Origin of the sequence: Kitasatospora sp. NPDC098663 (assembly GCF_044760075.1) — a bacterium.
In the GTDB taxonomy this organism is placed as follows: Bacteria; Actinomycetota; Actinomycetes; order Streptomycetales; family Streptomycetaceae; genus Kitasatospora.
Map to the genome: position 1 here is coordinate 75,168 of NZ_JBIWAP010000032.1, position 24,830 is coordinate 99,997.

Below are 24,830 nucleotides of genomic sequence, written 5' to 3' on the forward strand. Positions count from 1 at the left end.
TCGACGCCGACACCGGTCGGGACAATCGCAGATGAACCGGACAGGGAGATCACAGTGATCGAAGAGACCCTCCTCGAAGCCGAGGAGAAGATGGAGAAGGCCGTCGCCGTCGCCAAGGACGACTTCGCCGCCATCCGCACCGGCCGTGCCCACCCGGCGATGTTCGCCAAGATCGTCGCCGAGTACTACGGCACCGTGACGCCGATCAACCAGCTGGCCTCGTTCTCGGTGCCGGAGCCCCGGATGGCGGTCGTCTCGCCGTTCGACAAGACCGCGCTGAAGGCGATCGAGCAGGCGATCCGCGACTCCGACCTGGGCGTCAACCCGTCCAACGACGGCTCCCTCATCCGGGTGGTGCTGCCCGAGCTGACCGAGGAGCGCCGCCGGGAGTTCATCAAGGTGGCCCGGGGCAAGGGCGAGGACGCGAAGGTCTCGATCCGCGCGGTGCGCCGCAAGGCCAAGGACGCCATCGACAAGCTGGTCAAGGACGGCGAGGTCGGCGAGGACGACGGCCGCCGCGCCGAGAAGGAGCTCGACGACACCACGGCCAAGTACGTGGCCGCCGTCGACGAGCTGCTGAAGCACAAGGAAGCCGAGCTGCTCGAAGTCTGATGAACGACGCCCCTGACGCCCCTGGCTACTGGGGCCCGTCCGACCAGCAGTTCCAGCCCTACCGCCCGGCGCCGCAGCCCCGGCCGCAGGCTCCTCTGCAGCAGGCGCACCCGGCGCCGGGGTACGGCGAGTACCCGGCGCCGCCGCAGGCCCAGGGCTACCCCGGTCACCCGGGCGGCGGGGCCGCCCACCCGGGTGCGCCGGGCGGCGCGCCGGGTGACCCCGGCCACCGTTCGGATCACTCGCAGCAGCCTCCGGTGTACTGGGGCGGCGACGCGGAGGAGACTCAGGTCATGCCTCCCGTACCGGCGGGCCCCGGCCCGTTCCCCGGCGTGCCGGAGCAGGGCCCGCCGGCGGGCTCCGGCCGGCCGGGTGACCCCGCCGCCGGTCAGTCCCGGGAGGCCGGTCGGCTGAGCGGCCCGCTGTTCCGGGACGACCGGTCCGAGGCGGCGGTGCCGGGTGTGACGGAGACGGTCGTGCTGCGCGCGATAACCGATGACGCCACCCCCGGCCGCGGCGCCCCGCCGCGCCCCGGGGCTCCGGTGCCTCCCGCGCCGCCGCCGAGTCACCCGGCGGCCGGGCAGCCCCACTTCGTGCCGTCGTCCCATCCAGGGCAGGAGACACCCGTGGCCGCCCAGTCCGCCCCGCAGCCGCAGCCGCGCAAGCAGCGCGGTGGCCGTAACCTCCAGGCCGCGATAGGCGTGGGGGTCGGTCTCGGTGCGGTGATCATCGCCTCGCTGTTCGTGGTGAAGGCGCTGTTCCTGTTCGTCGTGATGGCCGCGGTGTCGGTCGGCGTCTGGGAGCTGACCAGTCGGCTCGCTGAGCGCAAGCAGATCAAGGCGCCGCTGGTGCCGCTGGTCGCGGGCGGCATCGCCATGATCGCCACCGGCTACTGGGCCGGGGTGCAGTGGGCCGCGGCCTCGCTCGCGCTGACCGGGCTGGCGGTGATGGTCTGGCGGATGGCCGAGCCGCCGGAGGACTACCTGCGGGACATAACGGCCGGGGTGTTCACCGCCTTCTACGTGCCGTTCCTGGCCACGTTCGTGGCGTTGATGCTGGCGGCCGACGACGGCCCCCAGCGGATCGTGCTGTTCCTGATCGTCACGATCTGCAGCGACACGGGCGCCTACGCCGTGGGCTACAAGTTCGGCAAGACCAAGCTCGCCCCGACGATCAGCCCCGGCAAGACCCGTGAGGGCCTGGCCGGCGGCATCGGCCTGTCGATGCTGGCGGGCGCCGTGCTGATGGAGCTGATCATCGACGGCGGCAGCTGGTGGCAGGGCCTGATCCTGGGCGGTTGCGCGGCGGTCACCGCGACCCTGGGCGACCTGGGCGAGTCGATGATCAAGCGCGACCTCGGCATCAAGGACATGGGCACGCTGCTGCCCGGCCACGGCGGCATCATGGACCGGCTGGACTCGCTCCTGCCGACCGCCCCGGTGGTCTGGCTGCTGCTGGCGGCCTTCGTCGGCAGCTAGGGTCCCGCCCTCGACCCGGCCTCCGGCCGCGAGCGGCGGAAGGGCCCCGGACGCCTGCGCGTCCGGGGCCCTCGCACGTCCCGGCCTGCTCCCGGCGTCTGCGACACTGGATGAACCATGCCTAAGCCCGGAGAACTCACCTTTGTCGCGCCGCGCGGCGCCAAGCCCCCGCGACACCTCGCCGACCTGAGCCCCGCCGAGCGCAAGGAGGCCGTCGCCGAGCTGGGCGAGCAGCCGTTCCGCGCCAAGCAGCTCTCCAACCACTACTTCGGCCGGATGTCGAACGACCCGGAGGGCTGGACGGACATCCCCGCCGCCAGCAGGGAGAAGCTCACCGGGAGCCTGCTGCCGGACCTGATGTCGGTCGTGCGGCACGTGTCCTGCGACGACGACACCACCCGCAAGACGCTCTGGAAGCTCTTCGACGGCACGCTCGTCGAGTCGGTGTTGATGCGCTACCCGGACCGCGTCACCATGTGCATCAGCTCGCAGGCGGGTTGCGGCATGAACTGCCCCTTCTGCGCGACCGGCCAGGCCGGGCTGACCCGCAACCTGTCCACCGCCGAGATCGTCGAGCAGATCGCCGCCGGGATGCGCGCGCTCAAGGCCGGCGAGATCCCCGGCGGCGAGGCGCGGCTGTCGAACGTGGTCTTCATGGGCATGGGCGAGCCGCTGGCCAACTACAACCGGGTGCTGGCTGCGATCCGTCGGCTGACCGACCCGGCGCCGGACGGTTTCGGCCTGTCCCAGCGCGGTGTCACGGTGTCCACCGTCGGCCTGGTCCCGGCGATGAACCGGCTGGCCGACGAGGGCCTCAGCTGCCGCCTGGCGCTGTCGCTGCACGCCCCGGACGACGAGCTGCGCGACGAGCTGGTGCCGGTGAACACCCGCTGGAAGGTCGCCGAGGTGCTGGACGCCGCGTGGAACTACGCGGAGAAGTCGGGCCGGCGGATCTCCATCGAGTACGCGCTGATCAAGGACATCAACGACCAGGCGTGGCGGGCGGACCTGCTTGGCCGGCTGATCAAGAACCACCGGGTGCACGTCAACCTGATCCCGCTGAACCCGACGCCGGGCTCCAAGTGGACCGCCTCCCGGCCCGAGGACGAGCGCGAGTTCGTCCGCCGGCTCCAGTCGCACGGGGTGCCGACGACCGTCCGCGACACCCGTGGTCAGGAGATCGACGGCGCCTGCGGCCAGCTCGCCGCGGCGGGCTGATCCGACGGGTCACCGCAGGCCGGCAGGTCGGCGAAAGCCGGCGGGTCAGCGCCGGCCGAGAGGTCAGCGCAGGCCGGCGGCCGCCAGTGCGGCGGTCGCCCCGCCGGTCACCAGCAGCGTGGTGCCCACCGCCAGGGTGCGCAGCGCGACCGCGCCGAACAGCAGCCGGGGCGAGGTGCCGAGGCGCAGCAGTACGTCGGTGACGTCCCGGCGGTCGGCTCGGACCTCGGCCAGCCGGGCGGCCACGGCGGCGGCCGCGCAGCCGAGCACCAGGCAGGCCTCGACGGCGGGCAGCACGTCCGCGCTGTCGGGCGTGCCGATCCAGTAGCGGATGGTGGTGAGCACCAGCGCGAGGGCGAGGGTGAGCACGGCCAGCGGCGGGCCGAGGCGGCGGGCCTGGGAGGTGAGTCCGCGGCCGGCCAGCAGTCGCAGCGGGGTGGGCCGGCCGAGCGCGAGCAGCCGCCCGGCCCAGGCCAGCAACGGGCCGGTGAGCAGGGCGAGTCCGACCGCGCTGGCGGCCCAGCCGCCGAGTGCGGCGGTGCTGGTGCTGCCGAGCCCGGCGGGCAGGTGGATCGGTCGGCCGTCGGCGGCGGCGCCGGGCCGCAGGGCGATGAGTTCGAGGGCGAGGCCGATCACGGCGAGCCCGATCGGCAGGGCGACCCGCAGCGGGCCGAAGCCGGTGCCGCCGTGGGTGCGGGTGCGGCCGCCGGGCAGGTACTCGGTGGGCGGGACGGCGCAGACGGCGGCGATCCCGGCGGTGAGCGGGACCAGGGCGAGCAGGGCGACCGGCGCGACGGCCGGCAGCGGTACGCCCATGCCGAGGTCGGCGGCGAGCGCGGGCCCGGCGATGTCGTTGCGCAGGACCAGGAAGACCAGCAGGGTGAGCACGCTGCCGAGGGTGCAGGCGAGCACGACCTCACCGGCGATCAGGGTGCGGATCCGGCCGGAGCCGGCTCCGGCAGCGCGCAGGCCGGTGATCCGTTCGGGCCGCTGGGCGGGTACGGCGCGGGCGGAGACGGCCGCGAACCAGGCGACGGCGGCGAGCGGGGGCAGGCACCAGAGCAGTCGCACAAGCGCGTCCTCGCCGCCGAGCGGGTCGCTCATCGCCCGGCCGAGGGAGCGCAGCAGGAAGGCGGAGACCACGGCGGCGGCCAGCACGGTGAGCAGCCAGCGGCCGAGGTCGGGCACCCGGTAGCCCCGGGCCAGACGGAGATAGAACACGTCGACTCTTTCAGCGGCTGGGCGTCGTCAGCGGCGGGTGGCCGAGACGGCGGACGCGCCGGCCGCCCCCGGGACGGCGGGGCCGCGCGGGACGGGGGCGGCGGGGGCGGTGAGCCGTCCGTCGACGAGGGCGACGGCGCGGTCCGCGAACCGGACGAGCTCGGGGTCGTGAGTGGCCAGGACGAGGGTGAGCTGGTGCGACCGGGCCGCGCTGGTCAGTATCCGCAGGACCTGGTCGGAGGTCTCGCGGTGGAGCGGGGCGGTGGGGTCGTCGGCGAAGACGACGGGCGGCAGCGGGGCGAGGGCGCGGGCGACGGCGATCCGCTGGCGCTGGCTCTGGAGCAGCCGGTCGGGGCGCTGCCGGGCGACCTCGCCGACGTCGAGGCGTTCCAGCCATTCGTCGGCGGCGGTGTAGGCGGCCTTGTTGCCGGCGCCGGCGAGCAGCAGCGGCAGGGCGACGTTCTCCCGGGCGGTCAGCTCGGGCACCAGGTGGGGTTCGGAGCCGACGAAGCCGAAGCGGTCGCGGCGCAGCCGTTCGCGTCCGGCCCGGCCGAGGGTGTGGACGGGCGCGCTGTTGAACCAGACCTCGCCCTCGTCGACGGTGAGGAGGGCGGAGAGGCAGCCGAGGAGGGTGCTCTTGCCGGAGCCGCGCGGGCCGGTGACGGCGAGCACTTCGCCCTCGCGGACGCCGATCGAGATGCCCCGTAGGGCGGGGGTGCCGTGATGGGACTTGACGATCCCCCGGGCCCACAGCACGTCGTTGTCAGGCGGTGCCGCTGACATGAGGTTCCATCCTGGGTGGCCGCAGGGATATGACAGTCGTCAGATTAGAACGACTGGGGCCTGGTGCGGTTGCGGCGCTCTGGTCCATCGCGGGCAAATCACCCGCAATCAGGCATGTTTGATCGGCTGTCCGCGCCGGAAAACGCCGAAGGGCGGTCCCGGGGGAGTGGGACCGCCCTTCGGCGGAGGGTGGGGAAGGAGGATCAGGGGGTCAGATCTTCGCCCACGCGTCGGTGAGGCTGGTCCGCAGGATCTGCTCGATCTCGTCGAAGGTCGACTGGTTGGAGATCAGCGGCGGGGCCAGCTGGATGACCGGGTCGCCACGGTCGTCGGCGCGGCAGTACAGGCCGTTGTCGAAGAGGGCCTTCGACAGGAAGCCGTAGAGGACGCGCTCGACCTCGTCGTCGTTGAACGACTCCTTGGTGACCTTGTCCTTCACGAGCTCGATGCCGTAGAAGTACCCGTTGCCGCGGACGTCGCCGACGATCGGCAGGTCGCGCAGCTTGTTCAGGGTGCCCAGGAACGCGGCCTCGTTGTCGAGGACGTTCTGGTTCAGGCCCTCGCGCTCGAAGATGTCGAGGTTGGCCAGCGCCACCGCGGAGGAGACCGGGTGGCCGCCGAAGGTGTAGCCGTGCAGGAAGGTGTTGTCGCCCTTGTAGAACGGCTCGGCGAGGCGGTCCGAGATGATCGTGGCGCCGATCGGGGAGTAGCCCGAGGTCATGCCCTTGGCGCAGGTGATCATGTCGGGCTGGTAGCCGAACTTGTCGGCGCCGAACATGGTGCCCAGGCGGCCGAAGGCGCAGATGACCTCGTCCGAGACCAGCAGCACGTCGTGGCGGTCGCAGATCTCGCGCAGGCGCTGGAAGTACCCGGGCGGCGGCGGGAAGCAGCCACCGGCGTTCTGCACCGGCTCGACGAAGACGGCGGCGACGGTCTCGGCGCCCTCGTTGAGGATGGCCACCTCGATCTCGTCGGCGCACCAGCGGCCGTAGGCCTCGGGGTCGACCGTGCCGTCCGGGCCTTCGAGGAAGGCGGGGGCGCGGTAGATGTTGGTGTTCGGGGCCTTGTGGGTGCCCGGCACCAGCGGCTCGAACGGGGCCTTCAGGCCCGGCAGGCCGGTGATCGACAGGGCGCCCTGCGGGGTGCCGTGGTAGGCGACGGCGCGCGAGATGACCTTGTACTTGGTCGGCTTGCCGGTCAGCTTGAAGTACTGCTTGGCGAGCTTCCAGGCGGTCTCGACGGCCTCGCCGCCACCGGTGGAGAAGAAGACCTTGTTCAGGTCGCCCGGGGCGTAGTTGGCCAGGCGCTCGGCCAGCTCGACGGCCTTCGGGTGGGCGTAGCTCCACACCGGGAAGAAGGCGAGCTCCTTGGCCTGCTTGGCGGCGGCCTCGGCCAGCTCCTCGCGGCCGTGGCCGGCCTGGACGACGAACAGGCCGGCGAGGCCGTCGAGGTACTTGCGTCCCTTGTCGTCCCAGACGTAGGTGCCTTCGCCCTTGACGATCGTCGGCACGGGGGAGTTCTCGTACGACGACATGCGGGTGAAGTGCATCCACAGGTGGTCGTAGGCGGTCTTGGAAAGGTCCTTCTGCGCCGGGTCGGCTGTCATCGGGTGCCCCAGGTGTAGGTCTGTTTCCGGAGCTTCAGGTAGACGAAGCTCTCGGTGCTCCGCACGCCGGGAAGCGCGCGGATGCGCTTGTTGATCAGTTCGAGCAGGTGCTCGTCGTCCTCGCAGACCAGTTCGGCCAGGAGGTCGAACGAGCCTGCGGTGCAGACGACGTAGTCGACCTCGTCGAGGGCGGCCAGCGCGTCGGCGACGGGCTCGATGTCGCCCTCGACCCGGATGCCGACCATCGCCTGGCGGGTGAAGCCGACGGTGAGCGGGTCCGTGACGGCGACGATCTGCATCACGCCCTGGTCGAGCAGCTTCTGGACGCGCTGGCGCACGGCCGCCTCGGACAGGCCGACGGCCTTGCCGATGGCGGCGTACGGCCGGCGTCCGTCCTCCTGGAGCTGCTCGATGATCGCCTTGGAGGCGGCATCGAGGGGAACGCTCGCGTTCCGGTCGCGGTTGGCCACGCCGCCACTGTGCCTGATCGTTCTCCTGTTCGCAAGCGAGGAATCTGCTGATTTCGTCGTGATCTTGGAATCCGCGTACGGATTTCATCGCCTACGCGTACCGCACCTGTCGATACCAGCAGTCATGCGGCTACCCTGGCACGGTACGCGCGCAGCCCCGCAGCGCAGCGCGCGTTCCCCCAAACCAGTGGACCGCGCCGTCCAGGGCCCGGCCACCCGACACCCTTCGCGCGCCGGACCCGCCGACGTACCATGGCGCCGGAATCTGCAACGCCGCAGGCCCAGACCGAGGAGAGACCCCGTGAGCGACCTTCGCACGCTGCGCAACTACATCAACGGTGAGTTCGTCGACGCGGCGGACGGCCGGACGCTCGACATCGTCGACCCCACCACCGGTGAGGTCTACGCGACGTCCCCGCTGTCCGGTGCCTCCGACGTGGACGCCGCCATGGCCTCGGCCGCCGCCGCCTTCCCGGCCTGGCGCGACGCCACCCCGAGCACCCGCCAGAAGCTGCTGCTCAAGATCGCCGACGCGGTCGAGGCCCGGGCCGACGAGCTCGTCGAGGCGGAGGTCCGCAACACGGGCAAGCCGCGCGGGCTGACCCTCTCGGAGGAGATCGGTCCGATGGTGGACCAGATCCGCTTCTTCGCCGGTGCCGCCCGCATGCTGGAGGGCAAGGCCGCCGGGGAGTACATGGACGGGATGACCTCGATCGTCCGCCGCGAGCCGGTCGGCGTCTGTGCCCAGGTCGCGCCGTGGAACTACCCGATGATGATGGCCGTCTGGAAGTTCGCCCCGGCCATCGCCGCGGGCAACACCGTCGTCCTGAAGCCCTCGGACACCACCCCGGCCTCCACCGTCCTGCTCGCCGAGATCATCGGCGGCGTCCTCAAGGACCTGGAGCTGCCGGCCGGCGTCTTCAACGTGATCTGCGGCGACCGCGAGTCCGGCCGGCTGATGGTCGAGCACAAGACCCCGGCGATGGCCTCCATCACCGGTTCGGTCCGGGCCGGCATCCAGGTCGCCGAGTCCGCCTCCAAGGACGTCAAGCGCGTCCACCTGGAGCTGGGCGGCAAGGCCCCGGTCGTGGTCTTCGAGGACGCCGACATCGCCGAGGCCGTCGAGGGCATCTCGGTCGCGGGCTACTTCAACGCCGGCCAGGACTGCACCGCCGCCACCCGCGTGCTGGTGCACGAGTCGATCCACGACGCCTTCGTCGAGGCGCTGGCCAAGGCCGCGGCCGAGACCAAGACCGGCGGCGTGGACGACGAGGACGTGCTGTACGGCCCGCTGAACAACGCCAACCAGCTGAAGCAGGTGGCCGGCTTCATCGAGCGGCTGCCCGCCCACGCCAAGGTCGAGGCCGGTGGCCACCAGGTCGGCGAGAAGGGCTACTTCTACGCCCCGACCGTCGTCTCCGGCCTGCGGCAGGACGACGAGATCATCCAGAACGAGGTCTTCGGCCCGGTCATCACCGTGCAGAAGTTCACCGACGAGGACCAGGCCGTCGACTACGCCAACGGCGTCGACTTCGCGCTGGCCTCCTCGGTGTGGACCAAGGACCACGCCCGCGCCATGCGGATGTCGCGCCGCCTGGACTTCGGCTGCGTCTGGATCAACACCCACATCCCGCTGGTCGCCGAGATGCCGCACGGTGGCTTCAAGAAGTCCGGCTACGGCAAGGACCTCTCCGCGTACGGCTTCGAGGACTACACCCGGGTGAAGCACGTCATGACCGCGATCTAGCGGGTCGTGACGGTCGAGCGCTGTATGACCGCGATCTAGCGGGTCGTGACGGTCGAGCGCTGTATGACTGCGATCTGATCGAAGGTCCATCGTGTGAACTGACAATGGGCCCGGGTCCTTTCGACCCGGGCCCGGTGTCTTTGCATCCTGTCGGCCGTTCGCGTGACCGGCTGACAAGATGAAACTGCACTTCGGGGCCGCGACTCCCTAGCCTTACCGGCATGAGCATCCCCACCGCTGACTCAGCCGCCGGCCAGGCGGTCAAGGCCGCCGACCGCGCGCACGTCTTCCACTCGTGGTCCGCCCAGGCGCTGATCGACCCCCTCGCGGTGGCCGGCGCCGAGGGCTCGTACTTCTGGGACTACGACGGCAACCGCTACCTCGACTTCTCCTCGCAGCTGGTCAACACCAACATCGGTCACCAGCACCCGAAGGTGGTCGCCGCGATCCAGGAGCAGGCGGCGAAGCTCTGCACCATCGCCCCCGGTTTCGCGGTCGAGGCGCGCAGCGAGGCCGCCCGGCTGATCGCCGAGCGCACCCCCGGCGACCTCGACAAGATCTTCTTCACCAACGGCGGCGCCGAGGCGGTCGAGAACGCCGTCCGGCTGGCCCGGCTGCACACCGGCCGGCAGAAGGTCATGTCCGCCTACCGCTCGTACCACGGCGCCACCGCCAACGCGATCGCCCTCACCGGCGATCCGCGCCGCTGGGCCAACGAGACCGGCGTCTCCGGCGTGGTGCACTTCTGGGGCCCGTACGCCTACCGCTCCAACTTCCACGCCGAGAACGAGGCGCAGGAGTGCGAGCGCGCGCTGGAGCACCTGGAGCAGGTGATCGCCTTCGAGGGCCCCGGGACGATCGCCGCGATCATCCTGGAGACCGTGGTCGGCACCGCGGGCATCCTGATCCCGCCGGCGGGCTACCTGGCCGGGGTGCGGGAGATCTGCGACCGCTTCGGCATCGTGTTCATCCTCGACGAGGTGATGGCCGGCTTCGGCCGCACCGGCGAGTGGTTCGCCGCCGACCACTGGGGTGCCACCCCGGACCTGCTGACCTTCGCCAAGGGCGTCAACTCGGGCTACGTCCCGCTGGGCGGCGTGGCGATCAGCGCCGAGATCGCCGCCACCTTCGCCGAGCGGGCGTTCCCGGGCGGGCTCACCTACTCCGGCCACCCGCTGGCCTGCGCCTCGGCCGTCGCCACCATCACCGCCATGGCGGAGGAGGGCATCGTCGAGAACGCCAGGCACATCGGCGAGACCGTGCTCGGCCCCGGCCTGCGGGAGCTGGCCGAGCGGCACCCCTCGATCGGCGAGGTCCGCGGCCTCGGCGTGTTCTGGGCGCTCGACCTGGTGAAGGACCGCGGGACCCGCGAGCCGCTGGTCCCGTACAACGCGGCCGGCGCCGCCAACGCGCCGATGGCCGAGCTGGCGGCCGCCTGCAAGCAGCGCGGGCTCTGGCCGTTCGTCAACATGAACCGCCTCCACGTCGTCCCGCCGTGCACCGTCACCGAGGAGGAGGCCAAGACCGGTCTCGCGGTGCTCGACGAAGTGCTGTCGCTCGCCGACGCGCACACCGTCTGACGTACCGACCGGACGGCCCCGGGTGTCGCGCACGCCCGGGGCCGTCCCACGCTCCGGAGGCCTCCCCCATGCCCAGCAGCACCACCCCGACCCGCCCCCACAACTCCCGTACGATCCGCCGGCGTTCGGTGCTCGGCGGGGCCGCGCTGCTCGGCGCCGGCACGCTGACCGGCTGCGGCATCCCGTCCGCGTACGTCGCCGAGGACCGCCGCTCGGTCCAGGACCGCTCGGACCGCGAGCAGCGGCTCGCCTTCTCCAACTGGACCCAGTACATCGATACCGACGACCAGGGGCACCGGCCGACCCTGGACGCCTTCACCGAGCGGACCGGCATCGCGGTCACCTACACCGAGGACATCAACGACAACGACGAGTTCTTCGGCAAGATCAGCCCGGTGCTCACCCAGGGCGCGGACCCCGGCCGGGACCTCATGGTGGTCAGCGACTGGATGGCCGGCCGGTACGTCTCGCTCGGCTGGGTGCAGGCCATGGACCGGGCCAACATGCCCAACGTCACCGCCAACCTGGACCCGCAGCTCGCCGACCCGGCCTTCGACCCCGGGCGTCGGCGCAGCGTGCCCTGGCAGTCCGGGATCACCGGCATCGCGTACAACCGCAAGGCGCTCGGCCGGGAGCTGAAGTCGACCGCGGACCTCTGGGCACCGGACCTCAAGGGCCGGGTCACCCTGTTCGCCGGGCTGGACGAGGCGCTCGGGCTGCTGATGCTCGCCCAGGGCGCGGACGTCTCCCGGTTCGGCGAGGACGACGCGCACCGGGCGATGGACACCGTGCAGAAGATGGTCGACACCGGCCACATCCGGCGCTTCACCGGCAACGACTACACCAGCGACCTCGCCTCCGGCGCCGCCGTCGCCTGCCAGGCCTACTCCGGCGACGCCGTCCAACTGACCGCCCAGAACCCGGACATCGAGTTCGTGGTGCCGCAGGAGGGCGGCGAGCTGTGGGCGGAGAGCCTGATGGTCCCCAACCGGGCCCGGCACAAGCGCAACGCCGAGCTGCTGATCGACCACTACTACCAGCCCGAGGTGGCCGCCGAACTCGCCGCGTTCGTCCAGTACATCTGCCCGGTGCCGGCCGCCCGCGAGGTGCTGGCGGCCAGCGGCGACAAGGAGAAGGCCGAACTGGCGGAGAACCCGCTGCTCTTCCCGACCGACGAGATGCGCGCCCGGCTGCACACCATGCGCGACGTCACCTCGGCGGAGCGGCCCGAACTGCACAAGGTCTGGGGGCGCATCACCGGCGTGTAGGCCACCGGCGTGCAGCGATCAGCGGCGGACGGCGTCCAGCGCGAGCAGCGCCACGTGCAGGGAGAGGCAGGACTCCACCTGGTCGAGGTCGACGCCGAGGATCCGCTCGACCTTGTGCAGGCGGTCGTAGAAGGACGGCCGGGACAGGTGCGCGGCGTCGGCCGCCGCCGACTTGTTCCGGCCCTGCTCCAGGTAGATCCGCAGCATCTGCACCAACTGGCCGTTGTGCTCGGCGTCGTGGGCCAGTAGAGGGCCCAGCTCCCGCTCCACGTAGGTCTGCAGCCGGGCGTCGTCGCGCAGCAGGTGGAGCAGGCCGCGCAGCCGGACGTCCGGCAGCCGGTAGTACGAGGCGGCCCGGCCGCCGGGCGCGTCGTGCAGGGCCGCGTCGGCGACCTGGGTGGCCTCCAGCAGGGTGCGCCGGGCGTCCCGGACGGAGCCGACCGAGGAGCCGACCGCGACCACCGGGGCCGGTGCGGCGGCGGCGTCGTCCCGGCCGGCCTCGGCCGACATCCGGCGCAGCGTGGCCGAGAAGGCGTCCAGGGCGGCGTGCTCGTCCTGCTGGGTGCCGAGCGTGATCAGCACGCCGACGCCCTCGTCGTCCAGCGCGCCGACCAGGGCGGAGAGCCGGCAGGCCCGGACGGCTCCGGCGGCGAGCTCGGTGAAGTCGCGCAGCCGGGCCTGCGCCTCCAGGGCGGCCGGGATCGGGCCGCGCCGCTGCCGCAGCACCACCCCGACCAGCCGGCGGCCCTCCAGCGGGACGCCGAGCGCCTGGGCGCGCAGGGCCACTTCGGAGACGGTCAGCGCGTGGGTGAGGATGCCGGACAGCAGGGTGCGGTGGGTCTGCCGTTCCAGGCTCTCCCGGTCGCGCACCACCAGCCGGTTGAGCGCCAGCGCGGAGGCGCCGCGCTCCAGCAGCATGGTGTGCGGGTGGGCCTCGTCCTCGGGCAGCGGGCCCGGATCCTGCACCAGCACCAGCCGGCCCCAGTCCTGGCCGCGGGCGCCGACCGTGGTCACCAGCCAGCCGCTGCGCGGGTCGTGCCCGGTGCGGCCGGGCGGGCGGACCCCGCGGGAGCGGCGCTCCCAGTCCTCCAGCAGTTCGACCTCCGGGCGGCCGGCGGTGTCGTGGGCGAGTACCTGGTGCGCGAGGTTCTCCAGGACGACCGGCGCGCCCGCCATCCGGGCCACCTGGCGGATCACCTCGGGCGGCTCGGCGCCCTCCACCACCAGCTCGTTGAACACCTGGTGGACGGCCTCGGAGACGCGCAGCTGCTCCAGCTGGGCGTTGACCACCAGCGCGTGCACGGCCTCGGTGACGGCGACGAAGCGCAGCTCTCGGCGGAGCGTGATCAGCGGCAGGCCGCGTTGTTCGGCGGCGTGCACCAGGGCGCGGGGCAGCGAGTCGAAGTAGCGCCGGCCGTATTCGACGACCAGTCCGGCGACCCCCACCTCGTCCAGTTCGCGGACGTAGCGGGCCAGGCCCTCGCGGTCGTCGGGCAACGCGATGCCGGTGGTGAGCACCAGTTCGCCGCCCTGGAGCATTCCGGCGACGTCGGGCAGTTCGCTCACGTGGACCCAGCGGACGGGTCGCTCCAGGTGGTCGGCGCCGGCGACGACCTGGGGCAGGCCGCGCCGCATCACCTCCAGGTCGAGCACGCGGGCGACGGTGGGGAGCATCGCGGGCCTCCAGGGCCTTGGGGGACCAGAGTGTCAGGTAAATCATCCATCGCGGCGACGACCTGTCGCCCTCGGTGAACCCTTGCACCTTGTAAGGCCCTACCTGCCGAGGTTGTCGCAGTGACCCTTGTCACGCCGGGGCGGCAGCGGGCATGGTCAGCGGGTCGGCTGTGGCGAAAAACAGACCTCACGCCGGAATCCATCGCGTTGCCGGAATGCAACAGCGGAATCCCTTGTCCGGAGTCCGCCGGACTGCCAGGATCGCGCAACCCCGGTGATCGACCGGTCGGATTCCCCCACCGCACAACCGTGAGAATCGCCGTGGCAGTCGACCCACCGGCACTTGGAGGAACCAGATGGACCTGACCGACTTCGGCGCGGGCGCGCAGTACATCGCGGGCCGTCAGACCCGGGGGAGCGGCGAGCCCTTCCAGGTCGTCAACCCCGCGGACGGCAGCGTGGTCGAGCAGGTCGCCCTGGCCACCACCGGCGAGGTCGACGCGGCCGTGGCCGCCGCGAAGGCGGCTCTGCCCGGCTGGTCCCGCGCCACCCCCGGTGCCCGCTCCGAGGCGCTGACCGCGCTGGCCGCCGTGCTGGCCTCGGCGAGCGCCGACCTCGCCCGGGTGGAGACCGCGCAGACCGGCAAGCCGGTCAAGCTGGCCACCGAGTTCGACGTCCCCGGCACCATCGACAACGTGGCGTTCTTCGCCGGCGCCGCCCGCAACCTGGAGGGCAAGGCGGCCGGCGAGTACTCCGGCGACCACACCTCCTACGTGCGCCGCGAGGCGATCGGCGTGGTCGGTTCGATCTCGCCGTGGAACTACCCGCTGCAGATGGCCGCCTGGAAGATCCTGCCGGCGATCGCGGCGGGCAACACCATCGTGCTCAAGCCGTCCGAGCTGACCCCGCTCACCTCGCTGATGTTCGCCCGGGCCTGCACCGAGGCGGGCATCCCGGACGGCGTGGTCAACGTGGTCACCGGCGCCGGCCGCACCACCGGCGAGCACCTGGTCGCGCACCCGGACGTCGCCATGGTGTCCTTCACCGGCTCCACCCCGGTCGGCCGCAGGGTCGCCGAACTCGCCACCGGGAGCGTCAAGCGCACCCACCTGGAGCTCGGCGGCAAGGCTCCGTTCGTGGTCTTCGACGACGCCGACCTCGACGCCGCGGTGCACGGCGCGGTCGCCGCCTCGCTGATCAACGGCGGCCAGGACTGCACCGCCGCCACCCGCGCGTACGTCCAGCGCCCGCTGTACGACGCGTTCGTGGCCGGCGTGGCCGAGCTGTACGCCGCGATCCGGATCGGCGACCCGCTCGACCCGCACACCGACCTCGGCCCGCTGGTCTCGTACACCCACCGGGACCGGGTGGCCGGCTTCGTCGAACGCGCCCGCTCGTACGCCACCGTGGTCACCGGCGGCCGCGCGCCGGAGAAGGGCCACGACGGCACCGACCTCACCCGCGGCGCGTACTACGCGCCCACCCTGATCACCGGCGCCGCCCAGGACAGCGAGGTGGTCCAGGGCGAGATCTTCGGCCCGGTGCTGGTCGTGCTGCCCTTCGACACCGACGACGAGGGCCTGCGGCTGGCCAACGACACCCCCTACGGCCTGGCCGCCTCCGCCTGGACGGGCAACGTGCACCGCTCGCTGCGCGCCACCCGGGAGATCGCGGCCGGGTGCGTCTGGGTCAACGACCACATCCCGATCATCAGCGAGATGCCGCACGGCGGCTACAAGGCGTCCGGTTACGGCAAGGACATGTCCCAGTACTCGCTGGACGAGTACACCCAGGTCAAGCACGTCATGTTCGACACCACCGCGGTGGCCCGCAAGGACTGGCACCGCACCGTCTTCGGAGACAGATAACCCCTGCCCAGGGGCGCCGCCCCCAGGGCGCCCCGATTCGACCTCTTACCCCCAGGAGGCCCGTTCCATGGCGTTCAACGAGTTCACCGACGGTCTGCCCGAACCGGTCCGCAAGGCCTGGGAACGCAGCCTGACCAGCGGCCGGGCCGCGATCGGCCGCCGCACCCTGCTGCGGGCCGCCGCGCTGACCGCCGGTGCGGGCACGCTGGCCGCCTGCGGGATCCCGGCGGCCAGGACCGCCGGCGGCGACTCGACCGCCAACGCCGCCAAGGACCTCTCGGACACCGAGAAGGTGGTCAACTTCTCCAACTGGCCGCTGTACATCGACACCGACGAGAAGGACAAGCAGAAGCACGGCACCCTGGACGCCTTCACCGCGGCCACCGGCGTCAAGGTCAGGTACAACGAGGACGTCAACGACAACGTCGAGTTCTTCGGCAAGGTCAAGCCGCAGCTCGCGGCCGGCCAGGACACCGGCCGCGACCTGATGGTCCTCACCGACTGGATGGCCGCCCGGCTGATCCGGCTCGGCTGGGCGCAGAAGCTCAACCCGGCGAACGTCACCACCGCGATCACCACCATCGACTCCCGCTTCCGCGCCCCCGACTGGGACCCGGGCCGGCTGTACTCCTACCCGTGGGCCGGCATCCAGGTCGTCATCGCCTACAACAAGAAGGCGACCAAGGGGAAGGAGGTCACCAGCGTCTCCCAACTGCTGGACGACCCCGACCTCAAGGGCCGGGTCACCTTCCTCTCCGAGATGCGCGACAGCATCGGGATCACCCTGCTGGACCTGGGCAAGGACCCGGCGAAGTTCACCGCCGACGACTACGACGCCGCCGTCGCCCGGTTGCAGAAGGGCGTCGACAGCAAGCAGATCCGCCGCTTCACCGGCAACGACTACGGCCAGGAGCTGTCCTCCGGCGACATCGCGGCCTGCGTCGCCTGGGGCGGCGACCTGATCCAACTGCGCGCCGACAACCCGGACATCGAGTTCGTCATCCCGGAGAAGGGCTACGTCTCCTCGACGGACAACATGCTGGTCCCGGCCCGGGCGCAGCACAAGGCGAACGCGGAAAAGCTGATCGACTTCTACTATCAGCCGAAGATCGCGGCGCAGCTGGTCGCGGGCATCGGCTTCGTCTCCGCCGTGACCGGGATGAAGGACGAACTCGCCACCCTCGCCCCGGACAGCGCGGCCAACCCGCTGGTCGTACCCACCCCCGAGATGGCGGCCAAGTCGCACGTGTTCCGCACCCTCACCGAGACCGAGGAGAGCGACTTCGAGCAGAAGTTCTCCAAGCTCATCGGCGCCTGACCCCCACGCGCGGCCCACTCCCGGCAGAGAACCCAGGAAGACACCCATGACAGACCAGCAGCGCGACGCGGCCGCCGGCGGCGACGTCCGCCTCACCGGCATCGGCAAGACCTACGGCGCCTTCACCGCCGTCCACCCGCTCGACCTCACCGTCCCGCAGGGCTCCTTCTTCGCCCTGCTCGGCGCCTCCGGCTGCGGCAAGACCACCACCCTGCGCATGATCGCGGGCCTGGAGGAGCCCACCAGCGGCACCGTCCTGATCGGCGGCCAGGACGTCACCGCCCTGCCCCCGTACAAGCGGCCGGTGAACACCGTCTTCCAGAGCTACGCGCTCTTCCCGCACCTCGACATCTTCGAGAACGTCGCCTTCGGCCTGCGCCGCCGCGGCCGCAAGGACGTCAAGAAGCAGGTCGAGGACATGCTGGAGCTGGTCGAACTCGGCCAGTACGCCCGGCGCAAGCCGCACCAGCTCTCCGGCGGCCAGCAGCAGCGCGTCGCCGTCGCCCGCGCCCTGATCAACCACCCCCAGGTGCTGCTCCTCGACGAGCCGCTCGGCGCGCTCGACCTCAAGCTGCGCCGCCAGATGCAGCTGGAGCTCAAGCGGATCCAGACCGAGGTCGGCATCACCTTCGTGCACGTCACCCACGACCAGGAGGAGGCCATGACGATGGCCGACACCATCGCGGTGATGAACGGCGGCCGGGTCGAGCAACTCGGCGCCCCCGCCGAGCTGTACGAGAACCCCGCCACCACCTTCGTGGCCAACTTCCTCGGCCAGTCCAACCTGCTGCCCGCCGAGGTCACCGGCGCCGACGGCGGCGACCTGCTGCTCAGCGCGGCCGGCGTGCGCCTCGCCGTGCCCAAGGCGCGCTGCGCCACCGAGGCCAGGCAGGTCCACCTGGGCGTGCGCCCGGAGAAGATCACCATCGCGCACGCCTCCGCCGAGGTCGCCGACGGTCGCAACCGGCTGGCCGGCACCGTCCTCGACTCCAGCTTCATCGGCGTCTCCACCCAGTACGTGGTGCGCACCGACGGCGGCCAGGAGGTCACCGTCTTCGAGCAGAACATGGAGCGCGACGCCCGGATCGTCCCCGGCGCGCCCGTCCTGCTGCACTGGAACCCGGCGCACTCCTTCGCCCTGGACGCCGCACAGGCGATCGACGCGGGCACCGCGGAGGAGGCCGCATGACCACCACCACCCCGGCCGCCCCGTCACAGGTCATACCGCTCGCGGACCCGGCGCGGAAGCCGAAGCGCAAGCTCACCGCGTACTGGCTGCTGCTGCCCGGCATCGCCTGGCTCGTCGTCTTCTTCGCCGTCCCGATGGTCTACCAGGCGTCCACCTCGCTGCAGACCGGCTCGCTCGAAGCGGGCTTCAAGGTCACCTGGCACCTCGCGACGTACTGGGACGCCCTGGTCGAGTACAAGTGGCACTTCGTCCGCTCGTTCTCCTACGCGGGCATCGCCACCGTGCTCTGCCTGGCGGTCGGCTACCCGCTCGCGTACACGATCGCCTTCAAGGCCAGCAAGCGCTGGCGCAACGTCATCCTGATCCTGGTCATCGCGCCGTTCTTCACCAGCTTCCTGATCCGCACGCTGGCCTGGAAGACCATCCTGTCCGACGGCGGGCCGGTGGTCGGGGTGCTCAACACCCTGCACGTCCTGGACGTCACCAACGCGCTCGGCCTCACCTCCGGCGACCGGGTGCTCGCCACGCCGCTCGCCGTGGTCTGCGGCCTCACCTACAACTTCCTGCCGTTCATGATCCTGCCGCTGTACACCTCGCTGGAGCGGATCGACCCCCGCCTGCACGAGGCGGCCGGCGACCTGTACGCCCGGCCGTTCACCACCTTCCGCAAGGTCACCTTCCCGATCTCGCTGCCCGGCGTGGTCGCCGGCACCCTGCTCACCTTCATCCCGGCCTCCGGCGACTACATCAACGCCCAGCTGCTGGGCTCGCCGAGCGAGCAGATGGTCGGCAACGGCATCCAGAAGCAGTTCCTGAACGTGCTCGACTACCCCACGGCTGCCGCACTGAGCTTCATCCTGATGGCCCTGATCCTGGGCATGGTGACGGTCTACATGCGCAAGGCCGGGACGGAGGAACTGGTCTGATGTCCCGGATTACCAAGTGGATACGCGCCCACCTGGTGGTGCTGGCCGGCCTGCTGGCCCTCGCCTACCTGGTGCTGCCCAACCTGGTCGTGCTCGCCTTCTCGTTCAACAAGCCGGTCGGCAAGTTCAACTACGAGTGGAACGAGTTCTCCACCGACGCCTGGACCAACCCCTGCGGCGTGGCCGACATGTGCCAGTCGCTCTCGCTCAGCCTGCAGATCGCGGTGCTCGCCACCATCGGCGCCACCGTGCTCGGCACCATGGTCGCCTTCGCGCTGGCCCGCTACCGCTTCCGCGGCCGCTCGGCCACCACCGCGATGATCTTCCTGCCGATGGCCATGCCCGAGGTGGTCATGGCCGCCTCGCTCGGGACGCTGTTCCTCAACATGCGCATCCCGTTCGGCTTCACCACCATCCTCATCGCGCACATCATGTTCTGCCTCAGCTTCGTGGTGACGGCCGTCAAGGCCCGCGTGATGAGCATGGACCCGAGGCTCGAACAGGCCGCCCAGGACCTCTACGCGACCCCCGTCCAGACCTTCCTGCGGGTCACCCTGCCGCTGGCCGCCCCCGGCATCGCGGCGGGAGCGCTGCTCAGCTTCGCGCTCTCCTTCGACGACTTCATCATCACCCAGTTCAACTCGGGCCCGACCACGGTCACCTTCCCGATGTTCGTCTGGGGCGCGTCGCAGCGCGGCATCCCGGTGCAGGTGAACGTCATCGGCACCGCGATGTTCATCGCCGCCGTCGCGCTGACCGTCGGCGGCCAGTGGCTGGGCAACCGCCGGAAGGCCACCGCCTGACGTACGGTCGGGAGTGGTGGCCGAACAAACCATCGCCTAAGTACAGAAAGTGGCTGATAATGCATGGACTCCGCCCGCGCACTCAGTGACGCCAGGCCCACTCCCTTCTGGCTGGAGGACCCGGGCCGGCCGGCGGCACTGCCCGCCCTGGTCGGTGACACCACCTGCGACCTGCTGGTCGTCGGCGGCGGCTACTCCGGCCTGTGGACCGCCCTCATCGCCAAGGAGCGCGACCCCTCGCTGGACGTCGTGCTGGTCGAGGGCAACGAGGTCGGGTGGGCCGCGTCCGGGCGCAACGGCGGATTCTGCGCGGCCAGCCTCACCCACGGCTTCGGCAACGGCCTGCAACGCTGGCCCGCCGAACTCGCCCAGCTGGAACGCCTCGGTGCCGCCAACCTGGACGGCATCGAGGCCACCCTCAAGCGCTACGGCATCGACGCCGAGTGGGAGCGCACCGGCGAGATCGACGTCGCCACCCAGCCGCACCAGGTCGAGGAACTCCACGAGATCGCCGAGGCCGTCGCCCGGTACGGCTTCGACATCACCGTCCTGGACGCCGACGAACTGCGCGCCGAGGTCGACTCGCCGACCTTCCTCGGCGGCCTCTGGGACAAGGAGGGCGTGGCGATGGTCCACCCCGCCAAGCTCGCCTGGGGCCTGCGGGACGCCTGCCTCGGCCAGGGCGTGCGGATCTTCGAGCACACCCGGGCCACCGACCTGCGGGAGTACGGCAGCGGCATGGCCGTCCGCACCCCGTACGGACGGGTCTTCGCCCGGCGCGTCGCACTCGGTACCAACGTGTTCCCGTCGCTGGTCAAGAGGGTCCGGCCGTACGTCGTACCGGTGTACGACTACGCGCTGATGACCGAGCCGCTCAGCGACGAGCAGCTCGCCGCGATCGGCTGGCGCGGCCGGCAGGGACTCGGCGACAGCGCCAACAAGTTCCACTACTTCCGGCTCTCCGCCGACAACCGGATCCTGTGGGGCGGCTACGACGCCGTCTACCACTACGGCGGCCACGTCCGGCACGAGTACGACCAGCGGCCGGAGACCTTCCGCACGCTGGCGAACCACTTCTTCCGCTGCTTCCCGCAGCTGGAGGGCCTGCGGTTCACCCACGCCTGGGGCGGCGCCATCGACACCTGCAGCCGGTTCTCGGCGTTCTTCGACACCGCCTACCGGGGCAAGGTCGCGTACGCGGCCGGGTACACCGGGCTCGGCGTCGGCGCGACGCGCTTCGGCGCCGAGGTGATGCTCGACCTGCTGTCCGGCGAGCGCACCGAGCGCACCTCGCTGGACATGGTGCGCAGCAAGCCGATGCCGTTCCCGCCCGAGCCGGTGCGCTGGGCCGGGATCGAGATCACCACCCGCTCGCTGGAGCGCGCGGACCGCAACGGCGGCCACCGCAACCTCTGGCTGCGCACGCTCGACCGCATGGGGCTCGGCTTCGACAGCTGACCTCGCTGTCTGTGCTGGCCGTGCTCGCCGTATTAGCCGTGCTCGCCGTGCCATCCGTGTCATCCGCGTTATCCGCGTTATCCGTGTAAGAGAGACCCGCCGTCCGCCTCTCCTTGGTGACGGCGGGTCTCGGTTTCCCCGCCGCGTCCTGACCAGGACGACCCGACCGGAACCAGCGGCAAGAAGCGGGGACAGACATGGGGACAGGCATGGAGAGCACCGGACTGCACTGGCTCGCCCAGGTGACACCGGACCCGGAGGCCTTCCGGGAGCAATGGGAGCGCACCGGGCTGGGGCTGATGCTGCTGCCGGCCGGCCGCCGCTGGGACGTCCTCTCCGTCCCCGGACGGCTCGGGCGCCCGGCCCTGGAGATCCTGGACACCGGCTCCTGCGGCCCCGTCCTCACCGACTTCGGGGACGAGCACGTCAGCTTCCTGGTCCCCGTCGGCACCGCCGCCCGCTGGATCGGCACGGGCGTGCGCGGCGCGGGGGAGGGCACCTGGATCATCGTCCCGCACCCCGGGCGCCGCAGCCGCGGGGTGCGCTGGCTGGTCCCGCCCGACGGCTCCGGACGGCTCAACGACCCGGTGCTGCTGGAACTCGCCCTGCACGAGGCCGCGGCCGGGCTCAGCGGCTGGTGATCCCCCGGGTCCGGGCTCCGGCCCCGGCCGGCGGTGGCGCGCGGGGCGGGCGGTCGCGTCAGACTGGAAACGTGACCACCGCCCCGGACGCCGTCGACGCGCCCCTTCGACCGGGCCCGGCCCAGCTGCGCCTCGCCGCAGAGGCGGCCCCCGTCTGCGACCGGTACGGGCTCGCCCTGGCCGGTGGGCACGCGCTGCGCGCCCACGGCGTCGCGGCCTGCCCGCAGGACGGACTCACCCTGGTGACCGGCGGGGCCGACCTGCCGGAGGTGGCCGCCGCGCTGGGCGAGGCCTACCGCGCGGCCGGCGGCGGGGTCGCCGAACGCCCGGGCACGCCGCGACTGGAGCAGCTCACCGTCCGGCTCGCGCTCGGTGGGCGGTCGCACTCGGTGGAGCTGCGGAAGGAGCCGCTGGCCCACCGGCCGGTGCGCTTCGACCTCGCCGCGCCCCCGTCCGGCGAGCCGGCGGCGGCGCTGTCGGCGGTCCTGCCGGTGGCGCTGCCAGTCGTCCTGCCGGTGGTCCTGCCGGTCGTCGCCCTGGAGGACGCCGCCGCGCTCACCACCGCGCTGCTGGTGGACCGCGGCATGCCGCGGGACCTGGTCGACGTGCACGCCCTCACCGACTGCTACCGGGAGGGCGAACTCCTCGTGCTGGCAGGCGAATTGGACGCGGACTTCCAGCCCGCGGTGCTCGCCGACCGGCTGGAGACGCTGGCTGAGGCGGCGGACGGCCGGTTCCGGGCCAGGGGTGTCGCGGCACGCGCGGTCGGCGGGTTGAAGCGGTGGGCGCTCGCCTGGGCCCAGGACCTGCGGCTGGACCTGCTGGAGACCCAGGAGGCGGCCGACGGTCTGCACGACCCGTACCTGGAGGACGAGGAGTCCTGAACGCGGGGTGGCGGCGCTTCGTCCTCCTGCGCCCGTCCTTGCGGGTCCGGCTTCACACGTTCGTGCTCTTTCACGCGTTCGGCCGAGCAACCGGACGACCTGTAAGGCTGAATCCGCGATCCCCGTCAGCCTGTTCGTTGAGGCCTGGCGCGGTGGCCACCAGACTGGAGACGAACGCGGTAGCCCCGTGAATCCCGTCGCCCGGCCCACTCGCGGGCGGCGCCAGACAGGACCGGCGGCAGGACGCCGCCCGGGACTTCGGAGGCAGACGGACTTGAGCAAGCACATCACTCACTGGATCGGCGGCGAGCCCGTCGCCACCGCCGGCGCGGCGCCCCGCCGCGGTGACATCTTCGACCCGGCCACCGGCCAGGTCGCCGGCCAGGTCGACTTCGCCGGGATCGCCGAGGTCGACCAGGCCGTGGCCGCCGCCGCCTCGGCCTTCGCCGAGTGGCGCACCGCCTCGGTCGCCAAGCGCACCACCGTGCTGTTCGCCTTCCGCGAGCTGCTGAACGCCCGCCGCGACGAGCTGGCCGCGATCATCGTGTCCGAGCACGGCAAGGTCCACTCCGATGCGCTCGGCGAGATCGCCCGCGGCCTGGAGGTCGTCGAGTACGCCTGCGGCATCCCGCAGCTCGTCAAGGGCGGCTTCACGGAGCAGGCGTCCACCGGCGTCGACGTCTACTCGATCCGCCAGCCGCTCGGCCCGGTCGCGATCATCTCGCCGTTCAACTTCCCGGCCATGGTGCCGATGTGGTTCTTCCCGCTCGCCATCGCGGCCGGCAACACCGTCGTCCTGAAGCCCTCGGAGAAGGACCCGTCCGCCGCCAACTTCCTCGCCGGACTGTGGAAGGAGGCCGGCCTGCCGGACGGCGTCTTCAACGTGGTCCACGGCGACAAGGCCGCCGTGGACCGCCTGCTGGAGCACCCGGACGTCAAGTCCGTCAGCTTCGTCGGCTCCACCCCGATCGCCCGCTACGTCTACGAGACCGGTACGCGCTACGGCAAGCGCGTGCAGGCCCTGGGCGGCGCCAAGAACCACATGCTGGTCCTGCCCGACGCCGACCTCGACCTGGCCGCCGACGCCGCCGTCAACGCGGGCTTCGGCGCGGCCGGCGAGCGCTGCATGGCCGTGTCCGTCCTGGTGGCGGTCGACCCGATCGGCGACGAGCTGGTCGACAAGATCAAGCAGCGGATCGCCACCCTGAAGGTCGGCCCCGGCTGCAACGGCGACTCGGAGATGGGCCCGCTGGTCACCGGCCAGCACCGCGACAAGGTCACCTCCTACGTCGAGTCCGGGGTCGCCGACGGCGCCGAGCTCGCCGTGGACGGCCGCAAGCACCCGGTCACCGCCGAGGACGAGAACGGCGCCCCGACCTCGGACGGCTTCTGGCTCGGTCCCACCCTGTTCGACCACGTGAAGCCGGGCATGTCCGTCTACAACGACGAGATCTTCGGCCCGATCCTCTCCGTCGTGCGCGTCGCCTCCTACGACGAGGGCCTGGCGCTGATCAACGCCAACCCCTACGGCAACGGCACCGCCCTCTTCACCAACGACGGCGGCGCGGCCCGGCGCTTCCAGTTCGAGGTGGAGGTCGGCATGGTCGGCATCAACGTGCCGATCCCGGTTCCGGTCGCCTACTACTCCTTCGGCGGTTGGAAGGCCTCCCTGTTCGGCGACGCCCACGCGTACGGTCCGGACGGTGTGCAGTTCTTCACCCGCGGCAAGGCCGTGACCCAGCGCTGGCTGGACCCCTCGCACGGCGGCATCAACCTCGGCTTCCCCACCAACAGCTGATCCTCCGCCCCGCGGTCGTGCCGGCCGGACCCCTCTCCCCGGGGTCCGGCCGGCCCTTTGTGTCTCGTTTGCATCCGGCCGCGATCACGCGTAGAGTTCTTCGAGCTGCCTGGCTGGGAGCACCGGACACGCATCTCCGCGCGGACGGTCCCGGGGTAGCCAATCCTTTTGAAACACCATTTCCTGGTTCGGACTGGGTCGCGTCTTGTCGCGGCTTGGTTCTTATTCGGCGTGTTCGTTTTATTGGATTGCGGCCGATTCGCTTTTCGGAGTGGGGATCGGCTAGAG

General features: G+C 71.5%; 20 protein-coding genes. 15 read left to right on the forward strand and 5 right to left on the reverse strand.

What is annotated here, in order from left to right; all coding sequences use genetic code 11:
- Positions 1 to 54: 54 nt before the first annotated feature.
- The 3 genes from frr (at position 55) to rlmN (ending at position 3,308) form a co-directional block, all read left to right on the forward strand.
- A complete protein-coding gene (gene frr / locus ACIQVZ_RS29665) occupies positions 55 to 612 on the forward strand; it encodes a ribosome recycling factor (RefSeq protein ID WP_063347665.1) in 558 nt (185 codons plus the stop codon).
- A 293-nt stretch (positions 613 to 905) separates the two neighbouring features.
- On the forward strand, positions 906 to 2,090 hold the full coding sequence (locus ACIQVZ_RS29670) for a phosphatidate cytidylyltransferase (RefSeq protein ID WP_402454100.1): 1,185 nt from the start codon (positions 906 to 908) through the stop codon (positions 2,088 to 2,090).
- Between the two features lie 117 nt (positions 2,091 to 2,207).
- Positions 2,208 to 3,308 (forward strand): 23S rRNA (adenine(2503)-C(2))-methyltransferase RlmN, encoded by a 1,101-nt coding sequence (gene rlmN, locus ACIQVZ_RS29675; RefSeq protein WP_350882881.1) that lies wholly within the window; start codon positions 2,208 to 2,210, stop codon positions 3,306 to 3,308.
- A gap of 63 nt (positions 3,309 to 3,371) precedes the next feature.
- Here rlmN and ACIQVZ_RS29680 read toward each other — a convergent pair whose 3' ends face one another.
- The 4 genes from ACIQVZ_RS29680 to ACIQVZ_RS29695 form a co-directional block, all read right to left on the reverse strand.
- On the reverse strand, positions 3,372 to 4,529 hold the full coding sequence (locus ACIQVZ_RS29680; RefSeq protein ID WP_402454089.1) for a hypothetical protein: 1,158 nt from the start codon (positions 4,527 to 4,529) through the stop codon (positions 3,372 to 3,374).
- Between the two features lie 27 nt (positions 4,530 to 4,556).
- A complete protein-coding gene (locus tag ACIQVZ_RS29685; protein ID WP_350882877.1) occupies positions 4,557 to 5,312 on the reverse strand; it encodes an ABC transporter ATP-binding protein in 756 nt (251 codons plus the stop codon).
- Between the two features lie 211 nt (positions 5,313 to 5,523).
- Entirely contained in the window at positions 5,524 to 6,918 is a 1,395-nt protein-coding gene (locus tag ACIQVZ_RS29690) for an aspartate aminotransferase family protein (protein ID WP_350882875.1), read from the reverse strand.
- Positions 6,915 to 7,388, reverse strand: a complete 474-nt coding sequence (locus ACIQVZ_RS29695; RefSeq protein WP_030243538.1) for an Lrp/AsnC family transcriptional regulator — start codon at positions 7,386 to 7,388, stop codon at positions 6,915 to 6,917. The genes ACIQVZ_RS29690 and ACIQVZ_RS29695 overlap by 4 nt, the downstream gene beginning before the upstream one ends.
- Before the next feature lie 301 nt (positions 7,389 to 7,689).
- On the opposite strand from ACIQVZ_RS29695, the gene ACIQVZ_RS29700 reads away from it, so the two are divergent.
- The 3 genes from ACIQVZ_RS29700 to ACIQVZ_RS29710 all read left to right on the forward strand — a co-directional run bounded on the left by ACIQVZ_RS29700 (position 7,690) and on the right by ACIQVZ_RS29710 (position 11,983).
- A complete protein-coding gene (locus tag ACIQVZ_RS29700) occupies positions 7,690 to 9,135 on the forward strand; it encodes a gamma-aminobutyraldehyde dehydrogenase (protein WP_350882873.1) in 1,446 nt (481 codons plus the stop codon).
- A 221-nt stretch (positions 9,136 to 9,356) separates the two neighbouring features.
- A complete protein-coding gene (locus ACIQVZ_RS29705; RefSeq protein WP_402454092.1) occupies positions 9,357 to 10,715 on the forward strand; it encodes an aspartate aminotransferase family protein in 1,359 nt (452 codons plus the stop codon).
- 68 nt (positions 10,716 to 10,783) lie between these two features.
- A complete protein-coding gene (locus ACIQVZ_RS29710; protein ID WP_350882869.1) occupies positions 10,784 to 11,983 on the forward strand; it encodes a spermidine/putrescine ABC transporter substrate-binding protein in 1,200 nt (399 codons plus the stop codon).
- Positions 11,984 to 12,001: 18 nt separating this feature from the next.
- Here ACIQVZ_RS29710 and ACIQVZ_RS29715 read toward each other — a convergent pair whose 3' ends face one another.
- The gene (locus tag ACIQVZ_RS29715) at positions 12,002 to 13,657 is read right to left on the reverse strand and encodes a PucR family transcriptional regulator (RefSeq protein WP_350882867.1); all 1,656 of its coding nucleotides are present in this window, start codon (positions 13,655 to 13,657) and stop codon (positions 12,002 to 12,004) included.
- A gap of 356 nt (positions 13,658 to 14,013) precedes the next feature.
- Between ACIQVZ_RS29715 and ACIQVZ_RS29720 the strand changes: the two genes are divergently transcribed.
- The 9 genes from ACIQVZ_RS29720 (at position 14,014) to ACIQVZ_RS29760 (ending at position 24,542) form a co-directional block, all read left to right on the forward strand.
- Entirely contained in the window at positions 14,014 to 15,525 is a 1,512-nt protein-coding gene (locus tag ACIQVZ_RS29720; RefSeq protein WP_350882865.1) for a gamma-aminobutyraldehyde dehydrogenase, read from the forward strand.
- A gap of 67 nt (positions 15,526 to 15,592) precedes the next feature.
- Positions 15,593 to 16,843, forward strand: a complete 1,251-nt coding sequence (locus tag ACIQVZ_RS29725) for a spermidine/putrescine ABC transporter substrate-binding protein (RefSeq protein WP_350882863.1) — start codon at positions 15,593 to 15,595, stop codon at positions 16,841 to 16,843.
- A gap of 46 nt (positions 16,844 to 16,889) precedes the next feature.
- Positions 16,890 to 18,032: an ABC transporter ATP-binding protein gene (locus ACIQVZ_RS29730; RefSeq protein WP_350882861.1), complete on the forward strand. Its 1,143-nt coding sequence runs from the start codon at positions 16,890 to 16,892 to the stop codon at positions 18,030 to 18,032.
- Positions 18,029 to 18,958: an ABC transporter permease gene (locus tag ACIQVZ_RS29735; RefSeq protein WP_402454097.1), complete on the forward strand. Its 930-nt coding sequence runs from the start codon at positions 18,029 to 18,031 to the stop codon at positions 18,956 to 18,958. Before ACIQVZ_RS29730 ends, ACIQVZ_RS29735 begins: the two co-directional genes overlap by 4 nt.
- The gene (locus ACIQVZ_RS29740; protein ID WP_350882857.1) at positions 18,958 to 19,761 is read left to right on the forward strand and encodes an ABC transporter permease; all 804 of its coding nucleotides are present in this window, start codon (positions 18,958 to 18,960) and stop codon (positions 19,759 to 19,761) included. The genes ACIQVZ_RS29735 and ACIQVZ_RS29740 overlap by 1 nt, the downstream gene beginning before the upstream one ends.
- Before the next feature lie 63 nt (positions 19,762 to 19,824).
- On the forward strand, positions 19,825 to 21,219 hold the full coding sequence (locus ACIQVZ_RS29745) for an FAD-dependent oxidoreductase (RefSeq protein WP_350882855.1): 1,395 nt from the start codon (positions 19,825 to 19,827) through the stop codon (positions 21,217 to 21,219).
- Positions 21,220 to 21,428: 209 nt separating this feature from the next.
- Complete coding sequence (locus ACIQVZ_RS29750) at positions 21,429 to 21,860, forward strand: hypothetical protein (protein WP_350882853.1); 432 nt, start codon at positions 21,429 to 21,431, stop codon at positions 21,858 to 21,860.
- A 71-nt stretch (positions 21,861 to 21,931) separates the two neighbouring features.
- Positions 21,932 to 22,744, forward strand: a complete 813-nt coding sequence (locus tag ACIQVZ_RS29755) for a hypothetical protein (RefSeq protein WP_402454099.1) — start codon at positions 21,932 to 21,934, stop codon at positions 22,742 to 22,744.
- 274 nt (positions 22,745 to 23,018) lie between these two features.
- On the forward strand, positions 23,019 to 24,542 hold the full coding sequence (locus tag ACIQVZ_RS29760) for a CoA-acylating methylmalonate-semialdehyde dehydrogenase (RefSeq protein WP_350882849.1): 1,524 nt from the start codon (positions 23,019 to 23,021) through the stop codon (positions 24,540 to 24,542).
- Positions 24,543 to 24,830 lie beyond the last annotated feature (288 nt).

Bases quoted from the DNA above. Each gene is read 5' to 3' on its own strand.
- ACIQVZ_RS29715 (WP_350882867.1), bottom strand. From the start codon at position 13,657: ATGCTCCCCACCGTCGCCCGCGTGCTCGACCTGGAGGTGATGCGGCGC.
- ACIQVZ_RS29710 (WP_350882869.1), top strand. From the start codon at position 10,784: ATGCCCAGCAGCACCACCCCGACCCGCCCCCACAACTCCCGTACGATC.
- ACIQVZ_RS29685 (WP_350882877.1), bottom strand. From the start codon at position 5,312: ATGTCAGCGGCACCGCCTGACAACGACGTGCTGTGGGCCCGGGGGATC.
- rlmN (WP_350882881.1), top strand. From the start codon at position 2,208: ATGCCTAAGCCCGGAGAACTCACCTTTGTCGCGCCGCGCGGCGCCAAG.
- ACIQVZ_RS29730 (WP_350882861.1), top strand. From the start codon at position 16,890: ATGACAGACCAGCAGCGCGACGCGGCCGCCGGCGGCGACGTCCGCCTC.
- ACIQVZ_RS29720 (WP_350882865.1), top strand. From the start codon at position 14,014: ATGGACCTGACCGACTTCGGCGCGGGCGCGCAGTACATCGCGGGCCGT.
- ACIQVZ_RS29745 (WP_350882855.1), top strand. From the start codon at position 19,825: ATGGACTCCGCCCGCGCACTCAGTGACGCCAGGCCCACTCCCTTCTGG.
- ACIQVZ_RS29670 (WP_402454100.1), top strand. From the start codon at position 906: ATGCCTCCCGTACCGGCGGGCCCCGGCCCGTTCCCCGGCGTGCCGGAG.
- ACIQVZ_RS29725 (WP_350882863.1), top strand. From the start codon at position 15,593: ATGGCGTTCAACGAGTTCACCGACGGTCTGCCCGAACCGGTCCGCAAG.
- ACIQVZ_RS29735 (WP_402454097.1), top strand. From the start codon at position 18,029: ATGACCACCACCACCCCGGCCGCCCCGTCACAGGTCATACCGCTCGCG.
- ACIQVZ_RS29740 (WP_350882857.1), top strand. From the start codon at position 18,958: ATGTCCCGGATTACCAAGTGGATACGCGCCCACCTGGTGGTGCTGGCC.
- ACIQVZ_RS29750 (WP_350882853.1), top strand. From the start codon at position 21,429: ATGGAGAGCACCGGACTGCACTGGCTCGCCCAGGTGACACCGGACCCG.
- ACIQVZ_RS29705 (WP_402454092.1), top strand. From the start codon at position 9,357: ATGAGCATCCCCACCGCTGACTCAGCCGCCGGCCAGGCGGTCAAGGCC.
- ACIQVZ_RS29690 (WP_350882875.1), bottom strand. From the start codon at position 6,918: ATGACAGCCGACCCGGCGCAGAAGGACCTTTCCAAGACCGCCTACGAC.